Origin of the sequence: Parasediminibacterium schistidii (assembly GCF_046546515.1) — a bacterium.
GTDB lineage: Bacteria > Bacteroidota > Bacteroidia > Chitinophagales > Chitinophagaceae > Parasediminibacterium.
In genome coordinates this window covers 165,198-183,163 of record NZ_JBKHKJ010000005.1, presented here as the reverse complement: position 1 = coordinate 183,163, position 17,966 = coordinate 165,198, and the positions used below count along the sequence as shown (strand labels likewise).

The 17,966-nt window shown below is 41.6% G+C and carries 18 protein-coding genes; 4 read left to right on the top strand and 14 right to left on the bottom strand.

What is annotated here, in order from left to right; all coding sequences use genetic code 11:
* Positions 1 to 21: 21 nt before the first annotated feature.
* Positions 22 to 756 carry a (Fe-S)-binding protein gene (locus ACHFIY_RS04720; protein ID WP_410844914.1) on the bottom strand — a complete coding sequence of 245 codons (735 nt, stop codon included), beginning with the start codon at positions 754 to 756 and terminating at the stop codon, positions 22 to 24.
* Positions 757 to 773: 17 nt separating this feature from the next.
* A complete protein-coding gene (locus ACHFIY_RS04715) occupies positions 774 to 1,649 on the bottom strand; it encodes an AraC family transcriptional regulator (RefSeq protein WP_410844913.1) in 876 nt (291 codons plus the stop codon).
* A 365-nt stretch (positions 1,650 to 2,014) separates the two neighbouring features.
* On the opposite strand from ACHFIY_RS04715, the gene ACHFIY_RS04710 reads away from it, so the two are divergent.
* Positions 2,015 to 2,515, top strand: coding sequence for a hypothetical protein (locus ACHFIY_RS04710; protein ID WP_410844912.1), 501 nt, complete (start codon positions 2,015 to 2,017; stop codon positions 2,513 to 2,515).
* 65 nt (positions 2,516 to 2,580) lie between these two features.
* Here ACHFIY_RS04710 and ACHFIY_RS04705 read toward each other — a convergent pair whose 3' ends face one another.
* Entirely contained in the window at positions 2,581 to 2,904 is a 324-nt protein-coding gene (locus tag ACHFIY_RS04705; RefSeq protein WP_410844911.1) for a hypothetical protein, read from the bottom strand.
* 550 nt (positions 2,905 to 3,454) lie between these two features.
* On the opposite strand from ACHFIY_RS04705, the gene ACHFIY_RS04700 reads away from it, so the two are divergent.
* From ACHFIY_RS04700 to ACHFIY_RS04690, 3 genes are all read left to right on the top strand, one after another.
* Positions 3,455 to 5,098, top strand: coding sequence for a UxaA family hydrolase (locus ACHFIY_RS04700; RefSeq protein ID WP_410844910.1), 1,644 nt, complete (start codon positions 3,455 to 3,457; stop codon positions 5,096 to 5,098).
* A 122-nt stretch (positions 5,099 to 5,220) separates the two neighbouring features.
* Positions 5,221 to 5,982 (top strand): SDR family NAD(P)-dependent oxidoreductase, encoded by a 762-nt coding sequence (locus ACHFIY_RS04695; RefSeq protein ID WP_410844909.1) that lies wholly within the window; start codon positions 5,221 to 5,223, stop codon positions 5,980 to 5,982.
* A 17-nt stretch (positions 5,983 to 5,999) separates the two neighbouring features.
* The gene (locus tag ACHFIY_RS04690; protein WP_410844908.1) at positions 6,000 to 6,857 is read left to right on the top strand and encodes a fumarylacetoacetate hydrolase family protein; all 858 of its coding nucleotides are present in this window, start codon (positions 6,000 to 6,002) and stop codon (positions 6,855 to 6,857) included.
* 148 nt (positions 6,858 to 7,005) lie between these two features.
* Here the strand turns inward: ACHFIY_RS04690 and ACHFIY_RS04685 are convergent, their stop codons facing one another.
* The 11 genes from ACHFIY_RS04685 to trpD form a co-directional block, all read right to left on the bottom strand.
* A complete protein-coding gene (locus tag ACHFIY_RS04685) occupies positions 7,006 to 8,079 on the bottom strand; it encodes a redoxin domain-containing protein (RefSeq protein ID WP_410844907.1) in 1,074 nt (357 codons plus the stop codon).
* A 10-nt stretch (positions 8,080 to 8,089) separates the two neighbouring features.
* Positions 8,090 to 8,686, bottom strand: coding sequence for a bifunctional phosphoribosyl-AMP cyclohydrolase/phosphoribosyl-ATP diphosphatase HisIE (gene hisIE / locus ACHFIY_RS04680; protein WP_410844906.1), 597 nt, complete (start codon positions 8,684 to 8,686; stop codon positions 8,090 to 8,092).
* A 188-nt stretch (positions 8,687 to 8,874) separates the two neighbouring features.
* Positions 8,875 to 9,663: an imidazole glycerol phosphate synthase subunit HisF gene (hisF, locus tag ACHFIY_RS04675; RefSeq protein WP_410844905.1), complete on the bottom strand. Its 789-nt coding sequence runs from the start codon at positions 9,661 to 9,663 to the stop codon at positions 8,875 to 8,877.
* A 21-nt stretch (positions 9,664 to 9,684) separates the two neighbouring features.
* Positions 9,685 to 10,425 carry a 1-(5-phosphoribosyl)-5-[(5-phosphoribosylamino)methylideneamino]imidazole-4-carboxamide isomerase gene (hisA, locus tag ACHFIY_RS04670; RefSeq protein WP_410844904.1) on the bottom strand — a complete coding sequence of 247 codons (741 nt, stop codon included), beginning with the start codon at positions 10,423 to 10,425 and terminating at the stop codon, positions 9,685 to 9,687.
* 118 nt (positions 10,426 to 10,543) lie between these two features.
* Positions 10,544 to 11,191: an imidazole glycerol phosphate synthase subunit HisH gene (gene hisH / locus ACHFIY_RS04665; protein WP_410844903.1), complete on the bottom strand. Its 648-nt coding sequence runs from the start codon at positions 11,189 to 11,191 to the stop codon at positions 10,544 to 10,546.
* A 28-nt stretch (positions 11,192 to 11,219) separates the two neighbouring features.
* On the bottom strand, positions 11,220 to 12,011 hold the full coding sequence (gene trpA, locus ACHFIY_RS04660) for a tryptophan synthase subunit alpha (protein ID WP_410844902.1): 792 nt from the start codon (positions 12,009 to 12,011) through the stop codon (positions 11,220 to 11,222).
* 55 nt (positions 12,012 to 12,066) lie between these two features.
* Positions 12,067 to 13,293 (bottom strand): tryptophan synthase subunit beta, encoded by a 1,227-nt coding sequence (gene trpB / locus ACHFIY_RS04655; protein ID WP_410844901.1) that lies wholly within the window; start codon positions 13,291 to 13,293, stop codon positions 12,067 to 12,069.
* A gap of 274 nt (positions 13,294 to 13,567) precedes the next feature.
* On the bottom strand, positions 13,568 to 15,397 hold the full coding sequence (locus ACHFIY_RS04650; RefSeq protein ID WP_410844900.1) for a hypothetical protein: 1,830 nt from the start codon (positions 15,395 to 15,397) through the stop codon (positions 13,568 to 13,570).
* Positions 15,398 to 15,459: 62 nt separating this feature from the next.
* Entirely contained in the window at positions 15,460 to 16,095 is a 636-nt protein-coding gene (locus ACHFIY_RS04645) for a phosphoribosylanthranilate isomerase (protein ID WP_410844899.1), read from the bottom strand.
* Between the two features lie 14 nt (positions 16,096 to 16,109).
* Positions 16,110 to 16,898, bottom strand: a complete 789-nt coding sequence (gene trpC, locus ACHFIY_RS04640) for an indole-3-glycerol phosphate synthase TrpC (RefSeq protein WP_410844898.1) — start codon at positions 16,896 to 16,898, stop codon at positions 16,110 to 16,112.
* 54 nt (positions 16,899 to 16,952) lie between these two features.
* Positions 16,953 to 17,945 carry an anthranilate phosphoribosyltransferase gene (gene trpD / locus ACHFIY_RS04635; RefSeq protein WP_410844897.1) on the bottom strand — a complete coding sequence of 331 codons (993 nt, stop codon included), beginning with the start codon at positions 17,943 to 17,945 and terminating at the stop codon, positions 16,953 to 16,955.
* Between the last annotated feature and the right edge of the window lie 21 nt (positions 17,946 to 17,966).

Here is a 17,966-nt window from a genome sequence, read left to right as displayed (position 1 = left end):
ACGTTTGAAAAACATAAGTGCTTATGAGTTGTTCAGTATTTCGGCAATATGAATCACTTTTGTTTTGCTTTTCCGCCTTTTTAGTATGCCCTCCATGTGCATCAGGCAGCTCATGTCAGCCCCTGTAATATATTCTGCATCATGTTTCAGGTGGTCGGCTACCCTATCCTTGCCCATTTTGGCACTCACGGCTTCTTCTGCCACGCAAAATGTGCCACCAAAACCACAACATTCGTCTACCCTATCCAACTGTATCAGCTCAATACCTTCTACCATGTTCAACAATGCACCTGGCTTTGAGTAAGGGGCAGCATTCAGTTCCGACATCTGGCTTAGGTGCAATCCCCGTTGCCCGTGGCAACTTTGGTGCATACCTACCTTATGTGGGAATTTTGCTTTTATATCTTTTACTTGTAACACATCTACCAAAAACTCGGTGAGTTCATATACTGTTTGCCTGATATGGCTTTCAGAAGCATTGTTTTCATGGGTATGCAAGTGCTGTTTGATGTGCAAAGTACAGCTACCAGAAGGTGAAACAACATAATCGAACCCCTTGAAATTTTCTGCAAACAATCGATTGCAGGCATCTGCATCCCCTTCAAAACCACTATTGGCCATTGGCTGGCCGCAACAGGTTTGTTTTAATGGGTAAGATACTTTGCACCCAAATTTTTCCAATAGTTCCAACGTGGCGATAGCCACTTTGGGATAAAACTGATCCACATAGCAAGGAATAAAAAGGCCTACATTCATATACTAATATTATTATTTTAATCAACCGCCCGCAGCAACTGCTTTTTCCTATACTCTAAAGGCGTAGTGCCATTTAGCTGCTTGAAATAACGATTGAAGTGGGAAGAGTTGTTGAACCCGCAATCGGTATAAATATGCTCGATGCTTTTTTCCGATTCTGCCAGCAGTTTACAGGCATGGTTAATGCGCATTTCAAGCAAAAACCGGGAAAAAGTTTTCTTTGTCCTTGCCTTGAAAAAGCGGCAAAAAGCATTTGGGCTAATGTTTGCAAGCCTAGCAATATCGTCCAAAGTAATCGGCTTGGAAAAATTCTCCAGCATATATTTAAAAATAGTCCCCATGCGTTCATTTTCCTTTTCCGACGATGGCTGCTGCATGTTATTGGCAGCAATTGGCTCCAGGGTTTGCGAGGTTGCCAATGTTTGTAATATCTGCAACAACAAAATCAACCGCTCTGCACCAGTTGCCGTTTGCAGGCTTTGCATATAGCCCAGCACCGTTTCCTTTGTATTGGAAACAATTTGCAACCCTTGTTTGGCCCTTTCTAACAAATCCACAATCAATTTGTTTTCTGGCAACTGCATAAATGCCCCCATCAAATCGGGCATAAAATGCACCACTAGCGATTCTGCTTTCAAAACGCTCCCTTTTGCAAAATACATAGGGTCACATTTCCACAAATGAGGCAGGTTGCTGCCTACCAATACCATGTCGCCCGGGCTAAAGTGGTTTACACTGTTGCCAATAAACTGTGTACCTGTCCCCTTTTGTATATACACCAATTCTATTTCCGGGTGAAAATGCCATTCGCTATAAAAAAAAGGCACACTATCGAACCTGCAACTAAACGAATGCTGCGGCGCAACGGAAATTTTGAGCAATTTAGGCTTCATAATGCAATTGCGTATTAAATACACTTCAAAAATATGTATTTTTATAATTAAAAGGTAATATAGTGCGGCAAGTTGCTAAATGAATATTAGTTAGAGTTGATTATTTTGCATCCACTAATGCCTGCATGGATAATTTTTTTTCTTTATGGACGAGCAATGAAACGTGAAAGTAGCAAGTGGGAAAGTTTTAGCTGTTATATACTGTTATAAGGGGGTAAAGACTTGCGCTTTAGAATATTGTAATTCTTTAAAAGGTGGCAATACACTTATTTTTGGATGGAATTACGCATTTGGGTTGGGCATATTTATGAATTGCGTAGTACTTTATTAAACACTAACCTACTTTCAATTCAAGTGCTTTGCGAATGAGAAAAATAGCATTTATAGACACATTTGACGAACTTAAAAAACTTATGATTTATGAATCACAAGATGGTATTTATCTTTTTGGTTATGATTGTGTGCAAGACTCATCATCACTTTGGGACTATCAATATTTGACAGTCCAAGAAGCTGAAAAGCATTGTTTTGATAATTACCAAATTGATAAAGAAAAGTGGATTAGCGTTTCTGAACCCCTTGAAGATTGTCAGCACGATTTTATTATGCCAACAAGGGTTATTGGCAAGAAAGATGGAAAACCAATATGGGGACAATTTGAAGTATTTGAAAATGGCAAGTGGATAGAAATCTCTTATCCAGAAAAGTATTTGAATTTTGGTGGTATGACAGGTAATGAAAGACTTTGGGTTAGTGGACTTATGACGGAATTTGAAACATCAAAGCATTTTGACAAAACTAAAGCAAGATTAATTTTGACTGCATTGCAATTTGAGAGCAATTCAATTGATATTATTATTCAATAAGGTAAAGGAATTAGGTTTGGCGTTATTAGGTCTTGCCAAATATATATCTAGACTTTTTCAACCCCCTATTTGATAAATTTTGCCAAGGCCAATATGCCACCAATAATAGAAAGTATTTGTATAAAGCTAGTAATGTACATCGCTCTCATCATGTCTGCCTTCGAGTTGCTTATTTCCTTTTGTACAAAGTCTTTAGTAGCCATGTCCTTAAACTTTTCGTCAACATGGCTTTGCAGGTTTGCTATGTCCTTGTTGAAATATTCGTGGGTTTTGCTCGCAGCAGCAGCCGTTTCCTGCTTTACATAATTAATTACAGCAGTGGCTTCCTTCTCGCCAATTTTAGCCTTTAGCAGTGCGAATAATTCTATATCGGTAATGTTTAGTGTCATCCCTATGTGTTATATTATGGCGAAGTTAATAAAAAGTGCTGTAAGGGCAAAAGCAACTTGTTTTGTATGCATAATTTATTTTACGCTCTAACCCTGCTAATAATAGGGTTGGAATAACCTAATAACGGAATAAAACTTCCCAACTTACCTTTTCGCAGTATATACGCATTAAAAATAAACATTTAATAAATAAAAAGATAACATAGTATGGAAAGTTGCTAAACTAGCATAAACAATGCATCGCAATTCATTCTATTTTTGCTTTGTTCAATTAAGTAAACGTTATGCTTGCGATACAACTTATTTTAAACGCTGTTTTGTTTAGTACACAAAGCCCTATAGTTCTATTTCCTTTCTAAATAGCTTCCCCTGTAACAGGGGAAGCTATTTTATACCACTGATTAAATGATTTGCATGATTACACCCCTTGATCTCAAAGGATTTTATAAGGATTGTCGTAAACCATTTTATTTAATTCTTTTTTCTTTTTTACTCTTTAGTGCCGCTTTAAGCCTTCGTGCCTTTGTGGCGAAAAAAATATCAATCATTCATGGATCCACATTTAGTCCTTCAAATACACCCAAAAGACAATGTACTGGTAGCATTGACCGATTTAACAGTGGGGCAGTCTATCATATACAATAAAGAAACCTACCTTTTACTAGAACCTATCCCCGCAAAGCATAAATTTTTTATGCAGGACATGGCTACTGGCGAGGAAGTATATATGTATGGTGTATTGGTGGGCAAGGTGCAGCACTATGTAGCCAAGGGCGCAAGAATGACGGTTGACAATACCAAGCACGCAGCCGACCCTTATTATTATCGGGAAGCGCATTATCACTGGACAGCACCCGATGTAAGCAAATATGCCAACAGGACTTTTAACGGCTACCACCGCAACGATGGCAAGGTAGGCACGGCCAATTACTGGCTGTTTATCCCAACTGTGTTTTGTGAAAACAGGAACCTAGACGTGATAAAAGAAGCCCTGCACAACGAACTGGGCTATGCCGTTACCGATAAATACAAAAGCTATACACACCTTTTAGTAGAGGCTTATGAAAAAGGGGAAGACATCAACACGGCTGTGCTTGCCCCTGCGGAAGCCCCAATAAAGAAAGGCTTGTTTAAAAATATTGACGGCATCAAGTTCCTAAACCACCAAGGTGGCTGTGGGGGAACGAGGCAGGATTCGGCAACGCTAAGCAAGCTATTGGCCGCTTATGCCGACCATCCCAATGTGGCTGGCATTACCCTGTTGAGCCTTGGTTGCCAGCACTTGCAAACGGCCGACTTTGTACAAGACATTAAACAAAGAAATCCTTTGTTCAACAAGCCTGTGCTTATTTTTGAACAACAGCAATCGGTAAGCGAGGAACAATTGGTAAAGGATGCTATTAAGAAAACCTTCCTGCAATTGATAGAAGCCAATAAGGCAGAACGGAAACCTGCCCCACTAAGTCAGTTGACCATTGGTGTAAAATGTGGTGGCAGCGATGGCTTTAGCGGTATATCTGCCAACCCCGCCGTGGGTTATTGTGCTGATTTGGTAGTGGCATTGGGAGGCAAGATTTTACTGGCGGAGTTCCCTGAATTGTGTGGCGTGGAGCAGGAACTGATAGACAGGAGCAGCAGCGAACCCGTGGCAAAGAAGTTTATCCAACTAATGAAAGACTACGATGCACAGGCACATGCTGTGGGTTCTGGTTTCCACATGAACCCCTCCCCCGGGAACATCAAGGATGGCCTGATTACAGATGCCATCAAAAGTGCAGGCGCCTGCAAAAAAGGTGGCACCGCCCCGGTGGCAGATGTATTGGACTATACTGAACCTGCTACAAAACCAGGCCTGAACCTAGTATGCACCCCCGGGAACGATGTGGAAGCAACTACTGGAAAGGCTGCTAGTGGCGCAACACTTATTTTGTTCACCACAGGTTTAGGTACACCAACGGGCAACCCGGTTTGCCCGGTGATAAAAGTGGCCAGCAATACCAAGCTTGCCACCCGCATGAGCGATATTATTGACATCAATGCAGGGGACATAATAGAGGGCAAAAAAACAATAGAGCAAATGGGCGAGGATATTTTGGAATATTGCATCAAAGCCGCTAGTGGAGAAATCATCCCCAAAGCGGTACAACTTAACCAGGATGATTTTATCCCATGGAAAAGAGGGGTAAGCCTTTAAATAGTTATGAGTTATGAATGATGAGTTATAAGTTTTTCTCGTTGTAACTTTAGTTTATCATTCATAACTCATCATTCACAACATAACTCATAACTCATCATTCATAACTCATAACTAAAAATATGTTTAGGTTAGATAATAAAACAGCAGTAATTACAGGTGGGGGCAGTGGTATAGGCAGGGCTATGTCTGTATTGTTTGCACAACAAGGTGCAACGGTACACATCATAGAGTTGAGCGAGGAAAACGCCGCACAAACCGTAACGGAAATAACCACCGCTGGCGGTAAGGCTTTTGCCCATAGCTGCAATGTGGCAAATCAGCAGCAGGTAGTGGCTACTATATCGGCTTTGGACAAAGTAGATATTTTGATTAACAATGCGGGTATAGCCAATATTGGCAAAGCAGATACCACTTCCGAGACCGACTTTGACAAAGTAATGGCAGTGAATGTAAAAGGGTCATACAATTGCATTTTTGCGGCAATACCTAAATTGAGGGTTCAAGGCGGTGTGATTATCAATATGGCTTCCATAGGTTCTAACGTTGGGATTGCTGACCGCTTTGTATATAGCACTAGTAAAGGGGCTATCAAAGCCATGACCATGAGTGTAGCAAGGGATTATATAAAGGAAAACATACGCTGCAATTCCATTTCCCCTGCAAGGGTACATACTCCTTTTGTAGATGGCTTTTTGAAAAACAACTATGCAGGCAAGGAAGCAGAAATGTTTGAAAAATTATCCCAGTCGCAACCTATAGGTCGCATGGCAGAACCTGTTGAAATAGCTACGCTTGCCCTATATCTTTGCAGCAGCGAAGCCAGTTTTATAACAGGCTGTGACTACCCTATTGATGGAGGTTTTACTACTTTAAATAATTAAACAATAAGCAAGAATATATGAAACTCACAAGATTTGGAAATATTGGGCAGGAACTCCCAGCCATATACGAAGACGGTAAACGCTACGATGTCAGCGGTTTTGGGCAAGACTATACAGAAGATTTTTTTGCCAATGATGGCATCAACAAACTAAAAGAATGGTTTGCTGCCAACAAAGTCACTGCACACGTAGTGGACGAAGCGGAAAGATGGGCACCCATTACTACCCGCCCTTCTAAAATTGTATGTATTGGGCTGAACTATGCTGACCATGCTGCCGAAAGCAATATGGCTTTGCCAGCAGAACCCATTATTTTCTTTAAATCTACCACCGCTATTGTAGGCTGCAATGACGACCTAATCATACCCAAAGGCAGCGAGAAAACAGATTGGGAAGTAGAATTGGCCGTTGTAATTGGCAAAAAAACAAGCTATGTGTCCGAGGCGGAAGCAATGGATTATGTAGCAGGCTTTGCTTTGCATAACGATTATAGCGAAAGGGCTTTTCAACTGGAGCGTGGCGGGCAATGGGTAAAAGGCAAAAGCTGCGACACTTTTGCACCTATCGGTCCTTGGTTGGCTACTACCGATGAGTTTGAGGACATCAATAACCTCCGATTGTGGCTTACTGTAAACGGCAAAACCTATCAGGATGGCAACACTAAGAACCTTATTTTCAATGTGCCGTTCCTCGTGTCTTACCTTAGCCAGTTTATGACCCTGCTACCGGGCGACATTATATCCACAGGAACGCCAGCAGGTGTAGGTCTTGGTCAAAAGCCATCGCCAGTTTACTTGAAACCAGGCGATGTAGTTTCATTGGGTATAGATGGCTTGGGCAGTTCTACACAGGTGGTAAAGGCATATGTGGGATAAACCTTTTAGATTTGGCAACTTTTGGAAAGTTAGCAAATCACCAATAAAATAGCCACGGTTTGCACCGTGGCTATTTTTATTGAGAATACTTTCTGTGAAAGGCTTGAATCATTAAAATCATGCAAATCATTTAATCAGTTGTATAATATTATTTCAACAATTCTTTCAATTTATCCTGCAACTCATCCCCACGCAGGTTTTTGCCGATGATTTTTCCATTGGGGTCTACCAGCATATTAGAAGGGATGCTTTGTATTTTATATTGCTGGGCCACGGCATTGCTCCAAAATTGCAAGTCGCTAACATGCGTCCAAGGTAGTTTATCGTCCTTAATGGCTTTTACCCAGCTTTCTTTTTCCTTGTCTAAAGAGATGCCTAGCACGGTAAAGTTTTTGTCTTTATAAGTATTGTAAGCATTTAATACATTGGGGTTTTCCATGCGACAAGGCCTGCACCAGCTAGCCCAAAAATCTACCAGCACATATTTGCCACGGAAGGAAGACAAACTAACAGGCTTGTTGGCGGTATCGTTCTGGGTAAAATCTGCTGCCATGCTGCCTACGTTGCCTATCTTGGAAACAGCGATATTTTTTTCTATTTCTTTGGCAAAAGCTATTTTATTTGCAGAAGGTTTCAATGCATTATATCTTTCTTCCAAGCCTTTCTCGTCGTATAGCTTGCTGAATTGATACAAAATAAAAGCACTAACAGGCGAAGCTGAATTTGTTTTCAGGAAATTGTCTGTATATATTTTTAATTTATTTTTATTTTGGTTAAACAGAGCTATCAAGCTATCTCTTTTTTTTGTGCCTTCTTTTTCTACCTTGACGGAAGCTATTATTTTGGTTAAAGTTTCATTAATAGGCAAAAATTCTTTTACATAGCCTCTGTAAATATTTTGGGAAGCAGAGCCAGTGAAAACAGCAGATTTTAAATTTGACATATCCCCAGTTATCGTAACATTATCATTGCTGCCTAGGAACATTTCGCTCATGTCTTTCGTTCCAATAAAAGCCAATTGGAAAAAGCTTACATCATCAGTTTTGCCAGCAATAGAAAATTTGCCGCCTTTGGCATAGTCCTGTGCAATGGTAGCACCTTCAATATTCTGCAAAAAAACCAGCGTGCTGTCTTTCAGCCCTTTTATATTCCCTTTTACGGTAAACCCATTTTGAGCCAATGCAGCCATTGGCAACAACATTATTATTAATAACTTTTTCATTCCTATATCTTTATTTTTTATGCCTTTTTTGTAAAACCTCTACTACCTCGTGCAATTTATAACCTTTGGCTTTAAGCAGCAACAAATAATGGAACATAAGGTCGGCAGCCTCGCCCAAAAATAAATCTTTATCATTGTCTTTTGCTTCTATTACTAGCTCTACAGCTTCCTCGCCTACTTTTTGTGCTACTTTATTTATGCCTTTGTCCAACATCCTAGCTGTGTAAGACATTTCTGGTACCAGCTTGCTACGCTGCTCTATAATATTTTCTAAATAATATAAAAAGCCAGTTTCTTTATTTTCTTCCCCCCAGCAGGTATCGGCACCAGTATGGCAAACAGGCCCAACAGGGGATGCTTTTACCAGTAATGTATCATTGTCGCAATCAATAGCAATGCTATCCAATAATAAAAAACTACCGCTCTCCTCCCCTTTTGTCCATAATCTTTGTTTGCTGCGGCTGTAAAAAGTTACTTTGTTTATATCTTTTGTTTTGCTTAAAGCCGCCTCGTCCATAAAGCCTAGCATTAGCACTTTCCCAGTTATGGTATCCTGCACAATTGCCGGGACAAGGCCATCTGCATATTTTGTAAAATCAATATCCATGCTTACAAAGTATTATTATTTGCGGCTATTTATATTAAAAACTAACCTATAAATTAAAACGAAAATATGCTTGCGGCAGCATATTGGCTTGTGAATTTTTTGACAAAGATTATTTACACAAATTTCTATGGGCTTCACCCATCGCTTACATATACCGCCCTTTCAGGACTATGGCGAAATTTTCAGAATCACACCCTTACATGAATTCCTTTTTCCTTCAAATACCCTTTTAGATCAGGTATAGCTATTTCCTTAAAATGAAAAATACTGGCTGCCAATGCTGCATCTGCCTTGCCTTGCGTAAATACATCAACAAAATGGGGCATAGTGCCACCGCCACCGCTTGCTATTATAGGTACAGGCAATGTTTCGCTTAATAGCCTTGTAATATCCAGTGCAAAACCTTGTTTTGTACCATCGTGGTTCATGGAAGTAAGCAATATTTCACCTGCCCCTGATGCTACAGCTTTCTTGGCCCAGTCCAAGCATTTGGTTTCTGTTTTTACCCTACCGCCGTTTAGGTAAACATACCATTCCCCATCTTCTTCCTGCTTTGTATCAATGGCAAGCACAACAAACTGGCTGCCAAATTCCTTGGCAAGGTTATTTATCAATGGGGGGTTTTTATATGCGGCTGTGTTGATGCTCACTTTATCTGCCCCATTTTTTAGCAATAAGGACGCATCTTCCACCGAGCCAACCCCTCCCCCAACCGTAAATGGGATATTGATATTGCGTGCTATACGGTTTACCAGTTCGCTGAGGGTTTTGCGTTTTTCTACAGTAGCAGTTATATCAAGGAACACCAATTCGTCTGCACCCTGTTCTGCGTAAAATGCACCGAGTTCTACCGGGTCGCCTGCATCCCTGATATTTTCAAAATTCACCCCTTTCACTGTCCTTCCGTCCCTTATGTCAAGGCATGGGATGATGCGCTTGGCTAGTGAACTGGCAAAATGTTGTTTATTTTCTTCCATTTTTCAATATTAACTATGCTGCTACTCTTTTTTAAGCGAAGCTATTTGTCTCAATTCCTCCAACGAAATTCTATTTTCATAGATGGCTTTGCCAATAATCACGCCAGTGCAGCCAGCTTCTTGCAATTGATATACATCATCTATATTGGCAACGCCGCCACTGGCTATCAAGTGTAGCGTGGGGAATTTGGCAATGATGTTTTTATATAACTCAAGCGATGGGCCTTCTAGCTTTCCGTCTTTGCTTACATCCGTGCAAAATATTTGTTGCACGCCAAGCTGTATATAGCTTTCTATAAAGTCATAGATATTGATTTTCGTAGTCTCTAACCACCCCCCTATTGCTATCATTTCATCTTTTACATCTGCGCCAAGCAAAAATTTACCCGCCCCATATTCTTGAAGCCAACTCGTAAAAGTAGGCTTGTCCTTCACGGCAATGCTGCCCACTGTTGCCAAAGCCGCCCCAGATTGAAAGACAATATCCACATCTTTTTGTGTTTTAATGCCGCCACCAAAGTCTATTACCAAACTGGTATTAGATGCTATTGCTTCCAGAACTTTCCAATTTTTTACAGCCCCGGCTTTTGCCCCGTCTAAATCTACTAAATGCAGCCTTTGCAGGCCAGCGGCTTCAAACTGCTTGGCTACTTCTAGCGGGCTTTCGTTGTAAATGGTTTTCTGGGCATAATCACCTTGTGTAAGTCGTACGCATTTGCCATCAATGATGTCTATAGCGGGAATGATAAAGTTGTAAGTCATAAGTCATAAGTGGTAAGTCGTAAGTGATAAGTAGTAAGCCATAAGTAGTAAATGTTTAAGTAAGCTACTCACTAAATAATCATTTATTCATTACTTACGACTTAACACTTATTACTTACTACTTATCTATTTTTATAAAATTTCTCAATATTTGTTCACCAACCTTTGCAGACTTTTCCGCATGGAACTGCAAACCATAAAAATTGTCTTTATGGAAAGCCGCACTATACGGCTGCACATAGTTGGTAGTGGCAATGGTATATGGGCTTAAAGGCACATAATAACTATGTACAAAATAGCAGTAACTGTCTTCTTCCAAGCCAGCCATCAAGGGTGATTGCAGGTTGTAAATGGTATTCCACCCAATTTGGGGCACTTTTATGCCCTGCTCATCCATGTTTGGCTTGAATAATTTTACTGGTTGTTCCAATATGCCAAGGCAGGGGGTATCATTTTCCTCAGAAAAAGCACACAGCAACTGCATACCCACGCAAATGCCCAGCACGGGTTGTTTCAGATTTTTAATAACTGCATCCAAGTTATTTTCTTTCAAGCTATTCATCGCACTGCTGGCTTCGCCCACGCCGGGGAAAATAACTTTGTCCGCAGCCATGATGGCTTCGTGATCATCTGTTACCGTGGCTGCACCCCCTATCCTTTCAAGTGCATAAAGCACACTTTGAATGTTGCCTGCATTGTATTTAATAATGACGATGCTGCTATTACTTTTTGAAATAGAAGCATTATTTGAAGTTGTATTTTCCATTATTAATAGTTAATGTGTTTTAAAAAGCTTACAATAAAACACTTTCTAAAAAGTTTTTTGTTGCCAAAGCAACATCCGCAGCCCCATCCAATGCTTTTATATATGCTGTCCCAATAATGGCTCCATTGGCATATTTGCATGCCGCATCAAAAGTGGCTTTGTCTTTTATGCCAAAACCCACCAATATTGGGTTTTTCAATTGAAGGGACTGTAGCCTTTGCAAATATTTTTCAACAGCACCAAAATCTTTTTCATTACCCGTGGTAGAAGATGAGGAAACAGCGTATAAAAAACCACTACTTAGAGCATCTAATTTCCTAACACGCTCCTCGCTTGTTTCTGGCGTTACCAAGAAGATAAAATCAAGTCCATATTTTTTAATGATAGCACCGTATTCTGTTTCAAATTCATATTCTGGCAAATCAGGTAGTATCAATCCATCAACGCCTACTGCTGCCGCATCGGCACAAAACCGTTCAAAGCCATATTGTAAAACCGGGTTCATATAACCCATAAGGATAAGGGCAGCACCCCGCCACCCGCCAACATCCCCTAAAGGGGGGGTAAAGGTTTTCAACTGTTCAAATAGTTTTGCTATAGTCATGCCATTTGCCAATGCTTGTGAGCCACTGGCTTGTATTACGGGGCCATCGGCCAAAGGGTCGCTATAAGGCATACCCAGCTCTATAATGTCAACTCCATTGGCTTCTAATGCTTGCATAATAGGAATGGTACTATCCAAATTTGGGTAGCCTGCCGTGCAATAGACATTTAAAACATTATTCGATTTATGTTGAAAAACGGATTGTAGTTTACTCATCCTGTTATTTTAAGTTCTGAATTTTGAATTTTAAATTAAAAGGCTGTATAACTTATTATAATCCCATCGCTTTCATATACGTTGCCAAGTCTTTGTCGCCCCTGCCACTCAAGCAAACCACAACCACATCTTTTGGGGTAAGTTCCAAATTTTTCAAGGCAGACAAGGCATGGGCTGTTTCCAAGGCGGGGATAATGCCTTCTATCTTCGACAAATGGAACGCTGCTTCCAAGGCTTCTTCATCCGTGGCACTTAGGAATACTCCCCTGCCACTTTTAAAGAGGTTGGCGTGCAATGGCCCTATGCCTGGATAATCAAGCCCTGCGGAAATACTATGTGGCTCCACCACTTGCCCGTCTTTCGTTTGCATTACCAAGCTTTTGCTGCCGTGCAACACGCCGGGTTTCCCCAGCTGGGTGGTAGCTGCGCTCATGCCAGAATAAATACCATGTCCTGCTGCTTCCACGGCTACCAATTGCACATCTAGTTCATCTAAGTAATGATAAAATGCACCTGCTGCATTGCTGCCGCCACCTACACAAGCTACTACATGCGTTGGGTTTTCGCTACCCGTTTTCTCCAATAATTGTTCTTTTATCTCTTTGCTGATAACGCTTTGAAAACGGGCTACCATGTCTGGGTAGGGATGCGGGCCTACTACGCTTCCTATAATGTAATGGGTATCTATTGGGTTATTTATCCAATCCCTTATGGCTTCATTGGTCGCATCTTTCAGGGTTTTGCTGCCGCTAGTGGCAGGTATTACTTTTGCCCCCAATAGTTTCATCCTCGCTACATTGGGTGCTTGGCGCTCAATGTCTTTTTCGCCCATATATACAATGCACTCCATGCCTTTCAGTGCGCAAACAGTAGCTGTTGCCACGCCATGCTGCCCTGCTCCTGTCTCGGCAATAATCCTTTTCTTGCCCAAGCGGATAGCCAGCAAAATTTGCCCGATAGTGTTGTTTATTTTATGTGCGCCCGTGTGGCAAAGGTCTTCCCTTTTCAGGTAAATGTTGCTGTTCAACTCTTTGCTTAATCTTTCCGCATAAAACAAAGGCGTTGGGCGGCCTACATAGTCTTTTAATAGCTGGTTAAATTCCTGCTTAAAGGATGGCTCATCCATTATTTCCAAGTATGCCGCTCTTAATTCCGCCACGTTCCGTTGCAGCATCTCGGGTATGTACGCACCACCAAAACTTCCGTAGTACCCATGTTCATCAGGGTTTTGAAAAAGTGCCTGCTGAATAGTTGCAGGTTCTAATGTTTCTATTGTCATCATATATCTAGAATTCTTCTTTTAAAAAATAATCTGAAAATAAGTTGTTCAGAATAGGCATAAACATCTTTGTATAGTTTTAAGCGGATGTTTAATCACAAAGTACACAAAGTGTTTTCGCAAAGAAACACAAAGGAAACACTCTTTTAAGTAAAACGTTCCACTTAAAGGGTACAAAGAACGGTGCAGCTAGGCTAAATAAGCAATACATTTACTGATGGGTGAACTATCAGATTTGGCAACTTTTGTAAAGTTATCAAATCAAAAAAAGGTAACCTTATTGCTTCATCGCAATGATCGGGTTTGAATTGCTGGTGCCATTAACGCCCCCATTGGCATCGTACAAGACTTTTGTAGTGCCTATTTTATCAATTGTGCCATTGTAATTGTAAGACAAGGGCATACCACCTATGGAAGCAATATTGCCATTGTAGTTATACCCTATGGGCGTGCTGCCTACCGAGGACACCCTGCCTTCATAAGTATATTGCATGGGCAAAGTACCTACATTATCCATTAATCCCCGGTAATTATATTGGGGTGTACCTGTGCCAGATGGAACCGATGTGCTGGCAATCCTCCCAAATGGTGTAAGCGTAACGCTGCTGTTACCGCTGGCAAAAGTAACATTATACTTGCCGTCTGGCGCTAGGGTTACTTTATAATCTGGCCTCAAGCCCGATGGCGTACCCGTATTTTGCGGCTGTTGCTGTGTTGTATTTTGTTGCTGGGCATCCTGCCCATTGGCAGCATCTGTACCTATGGCAGGGCAATTGCAGGGCACTGCAGACGTGGGCTTCCTTCCCCTAGCAGGTTTTGAAGTAGTTTGTTTCACCATTGCTGGCCTCAGTGGCGTAAGCGTAGCCGAGCTATTATCGGGATTAGGGGTATTAGAAACAGGCTGTGGTGGTGGGGTAGTAACAGCTTGTTCCGCCTGTCCAGTACCGTTGTAATTGCCCGAGGAAGGGGTGGTTTGCAGGGGCGGTGAGTAATCAGGGGTAACACTTGCAGGGCTGCTGCTGTATGTTTTATACCTATATGCCTTTCGCCTAGGCACGGGAGCAGTAACTTGCTTTTTTACCCCTGAATCTATAGTAACAGGGACGGGCTTTGCAATCCCCATCCCATATACTTTTGCCTCGCTAAACCCCGATGCAGTCGACGGTGCTGGTGCGCCGCTGGGTGCTGCTACGATTTTTTTTTTTACCTCGTTGTTGTTCCACCTAGTTGCCGGTTGCGCTGGGGCAGAAGGTATATTGCCAGCAGGCACGGCCACGCTGTATTTGGGCAATGGGCCAACTGTTTTCCATGATTGGGTGGTGCTTGTTGGCGGCCATGCTGTATAAGTCCTGCCGCCTTTGTTATAATAAGTATTTCCTCTCCATTTCGTAATAATAACGCCATCATAAGGGTCGTTTGCAGCTATGTCATTGTGATTGGTAACCACCCTGCTTTGTACTGCATAGCCCGATTGGGTGCTTGGTGTGCTAGCTACTTTTGCAGGAGCTACTTTTCTATTGTAGTGGAAACTTGCTGGCGGGGTTAAAGATGTGCCGTTATTGCCATCTACATAAGGCTGCGAAGCCCTTGTTTTGTATTGATAAGTATCTTCACTTGTGGTGGTTGTGCTGCTTCCATCTACCACCGGCTGTGCTGTATTTGAATTATACTGGTAAGTATCACCGCTATTAGTGGTTTTGCTCCTTCCCTTCTTCCCATCCACATAAGGCTGCGGCGCCCTTGTTTTATATTGATATGTACCTTCACTTGTTGTAGTTGTACTGTTTCCATCGAAAACAGGTTTCGATGCATCTGTATTGTATTGGTAAGTATTATCGCTTTTAACGTTTCTTCCCTTCTTGCCATCCACATAAGGCTGTGGGGCTTTTGTTTTGTATTGATAAGTTTCATTTACAGTGGTGGTTGTACCTTGTGGTGTATAGGCATTATCGGTCTGAGCAGCAGGAATTATTGTAGAATCTATTTTGGGCAATAATTCTGGGCATGTAGTTTGAACGTTTCCTGGCGAATAAGTAGTAGCGCATTTAGGTTTTGCAGCAACAGCCCCCGTAACCACTTGCGACTGGCTAAAGAGTGCTATATTCAATGTGAATAAGAAAAATATTATCCCTGCAAAATGCTTCATTTCTTTTTATAGAATAGTTCTAATTACTTTTTTATTTCAGTAACAAAATTCCCGACCTTAGCCATGTCTTTTACGCCTGGCGAGGTTTCAAAGCGGCTATTTACATCAATAGCAAATAAATCTTTGGCAACAGGGTTTTTGCTAAAGGCTTTCAAGGCATCCACATCAGCTGGTTGAATGCCACCGCTTAAGAAAAAAGGCTTGTTGATGTTCAAGTTCAGCAATGCGTCCCAATTAAATTTCTTGCCTGTACCACCGTACCCTGCCCCTTCTGTGTCAAACAAAAACATATCTACTACATCGGCATAATCTTTTATTTTCCAAAGTATATTATCGTCCTCGGTAAGCCTAAATGCTTTGATTACCGAGATATAATCCGATACCTTTTCGCAAGCCCTTGGCCCCTCGTCGCCATGCAGCTGCACCAAGTACAAGCCACAACTGTCAACCGTTTGCAATATTTCATCTGGGCTGGCGTTTACAAAAACCCCCACCTTGTTTATTTTACCTTTTATTTTCTTGATGCCTGCTTGAGGGATATGCTTCAACACATAGCGTGGGCTTTTAGGGTAAAAAATGAAGCCGCAAAATTCTACACCCATGGCATCCAATTGGTTTACCTGTGCTGCATTTGTCATGCCACAAACTTTTACTCTCATCTTTCCTCAGTTTTTTACTGCTTCAATTTCAAGTCAGCCACAAAATCGGCAAACGCAATTGCAGGCTTAGGCTGCTTCATAAAATGCTCCCCTATCAAAAAACCTTTGAACCCAACATCCCGTAAAAATACAATAGTATCTGTATTGCTAATGCCACTTTCTGCCACGGCTATTTTATTTGTTGGTATCTCCTTAATAAGTTGTGCCGAAGCCTCTACATTTACCTTAAAATCCTTCAAATTTCGGTTATTTACGCCAACCATATCGATTTCTTCACATATGTGCAGAAGTTCCTCGGCATGATGTATTTCTAATAACACTTCCAAGCCAATGTTTTTAGCTTCAATGGCGAGCTCTTTTACCCTTTCTGGCGACAGGCAGGCCGCTATCAACAATATGACCGATGCACCATAAGCCTTTGCTTCTACCAATTGGTATTCGTCAATCATAAAGTCTTTGCGCAGCAAAGGCACTTCATTAATGGTGGCTGCCAGCAAATCGTCCAGGTTGCCGCCAAAAAAATGATTGTCTGTTAAAACAGAAATGCCCGATGCACCGTTTTGGCTATAAGACGTAGTTACTTCCGCTACAGTAGCCGTCGCATTGATAATGCCTTTTGACGGCGACTGGCGTTTATATTCGGCTATAATGCCCGTTTTTGTTTCATCTAACAAAAATTGCTTTAGCGACAATGCAGGTTTTGAAAAGTGAGGCATTTGCTTTAGCTCGGCAATGCTTTTCAAAGCTTTGGCTTGAGCTACTTCCCCTTTTTTGTATTCTATAATTGTATCTAAAATAGTCACCGTAAGTTATTTTTAATTTTAAATTAATACCATTTTAGCCTTCGTGGCAATAACCTACTGCAAGGCAATTAATTTTTGCAATGCACTGTATGCGGCTTTGCTTTCTAGGCTGTCAACTGCGGCATCATAGGCAACTTCGTAATTAGCAAATTTGCCAGTGCAGTGCAATGCCATGGCAGCATTGGCCAATACCACTGCGTTTTGCGCCCATGTGCCATTGCCTGTAATAATACTCCTGAAAATGGCAGCAGATTCTTCCACTGTGTTGCCACCATAAATGTCTTGTGCCAACACAGTTCGCTTGCCTAGTTGCTCGGGCGTTTTAATGCTTTCCCCTTCGTTGGTAATTACCTTGGTATCATTGGTCAACGAAATTTCATCGTACCCATCCAAGCTATGGATAATGGTAAAAGCCTTGCCAGTAGGCTGTAATAAGTAATTGTATATCCTTGCCATTTCCAGGTTATATACCCCCACCAGTTGATAAGCTGGCGATGCGGGATTAACCATTGGCCCCAGCATATTGAAAAAAGTCCTTACGCCTAGGTTTTTCCTGATAGCACCTACTGCTTTTAAAGCAGGGTGAAATAATGGTGCATGGAGGAAACAGATGCCAGCTTCCTCTACTTCCTGTTTCAGTTTGTCATTGTCGTTTTTAAACTTATAGCCCAATTGCTCCATCACATTGCTGGCCCCGCTAATGGATGATGCACCGTAATTGCCGTGCTTGGCTACTTTTTGCCCAGCACCAGCCACCACGAAACAGCTTAGCGTGGAAATATTGAAAGAGTTTTTGCCATCGCCGCCTGTGCCTACTATATCCATCAATTGATGGCTGCCCAAGTCTATTTTCACGCATAGCTCCAGTAGTGCGTCCCTAAAACCTTGCAGTTCTTCAATGGTGATGCTCCGCATCAAGTAAACCGTCATGAATGAGGTTACCTCGTGTTCATTGTACAGACTCCTGCCAATGCCCAGCAAAGTATCTTTGGCTTGCTGGTAAGTAAGGGTTTTATGTTCAAATAAATATTGTAGTATTTTTTTCATTGTTTGTTTTTTCGCCACTAA

Bases quoted from the DNA above. Each gene is read 5' to 3' on its own strand.
- hisF (WP_410844905.1), bottom strand. From the start codon at position 9,663: ATGGAAGAAAATAAACAACATTTTGCCAGTTCACTAGCCAAGCGCATC.
- trpD (WP_410844897.1), bottom strand. From the start codon at position 17,945: ATGAAAAAAATACTACAATATTTATTTGAACATAAAACCCTTACTTAC.
- trpB (WP_410844901.1), bottom strand. From the start codon at position 13,293: ATGATGACAATAGAAACATTAGAACCTGCAACTATTCAGCAGGCACTT.
- ACHFIY_RS04710 (WP_410844912.1), top strand. From the start codon at position 2,015: ATGAGAAAAATAGCATTTATAGACACATTTGACGAACTTAAAAAACTT.
- ACHFIY_RS04685 (WP_410844907.1), bottom strand. From the start codon at position 8,079: ATGAAAAAGTTATTAATAATAATGTTGTTGCCAATGGCTGCATTGGCT.
- hisIE (WP_410844906.1), bottom strand. From the start codon at position 8,686: ATGGATATTGATTTTACAAAATATGCAGATGGCCTTGTCCCGGCAATT.
- ACHFIY_RS04715 (WP_410844913.1), bottom strand. From the start codon at position 1,649: ATGAAGCCTAAATTGCTCAAAATTTCCGTTGCGCCGCAGCATTCGTTT.
- ACHFIY_RS04695 (WP_410844909.1), top strand. From the start codon at position 5,221: ATGTTTAGGTTAGATAATAAAACAGCAGTAATTACAGGTGGGGGCAGT.
- ACHFIY_RS04720 (WP_410844914.1), bottom strand. From the start codon at position 756: ATGAATGTAGGCCTTTTTATTCCTTGCTATGTGGATCAGTTTTATCCC.
- hisH (WP_410844903.1), bottom strand. From the start codon at position 11,191: ATGGAAAATACAACTTCAAATAATGCTTCTATTTCAAAAAGTAATAGC.
- hisA (WP_410844904.1), bottom strand. From the start codon at position 10,425: ATGACTTACAACTTTATCATTCCCGCTATAGACATCATTGATGGCAAA.
- ACHFIY_RS04705 (WP_410844911.1), bottom strand. From the start codon at position 2,904: ATGACACTAAACATTACCGATATAGAATTATTCGCACTGCTAAAGGCT.
- ACHFIY_RS04700 (WP_410844910.1), top strand. From the start codon at position 3,455: ATGGATCCACATTTAGTCCTTCAAATACACCCAAAAGACAATGTACTG.
- ACHFIY_RS04645 (WP_410844899.1), bottom strand. From the start codon at position 16,095: ATGAGAGTAAAAGTTTGTGGCATGACAAATGCAGCACAGGTAAACCAA.
- ACHFIY_RS04690 (WP_410844908.1), top strand. From the start codon at position 6,000: ATGAAACTCACAAGATTTGGAAATATTGGGCAGGAACTCCCAGCCATA.
- trpA (WP_410844902.1), bottom strand. From the start codon at position 12,011: ATGAGTAAACTACAATCCGTTTTTCAACATAAATCGAATAATGTTTTA.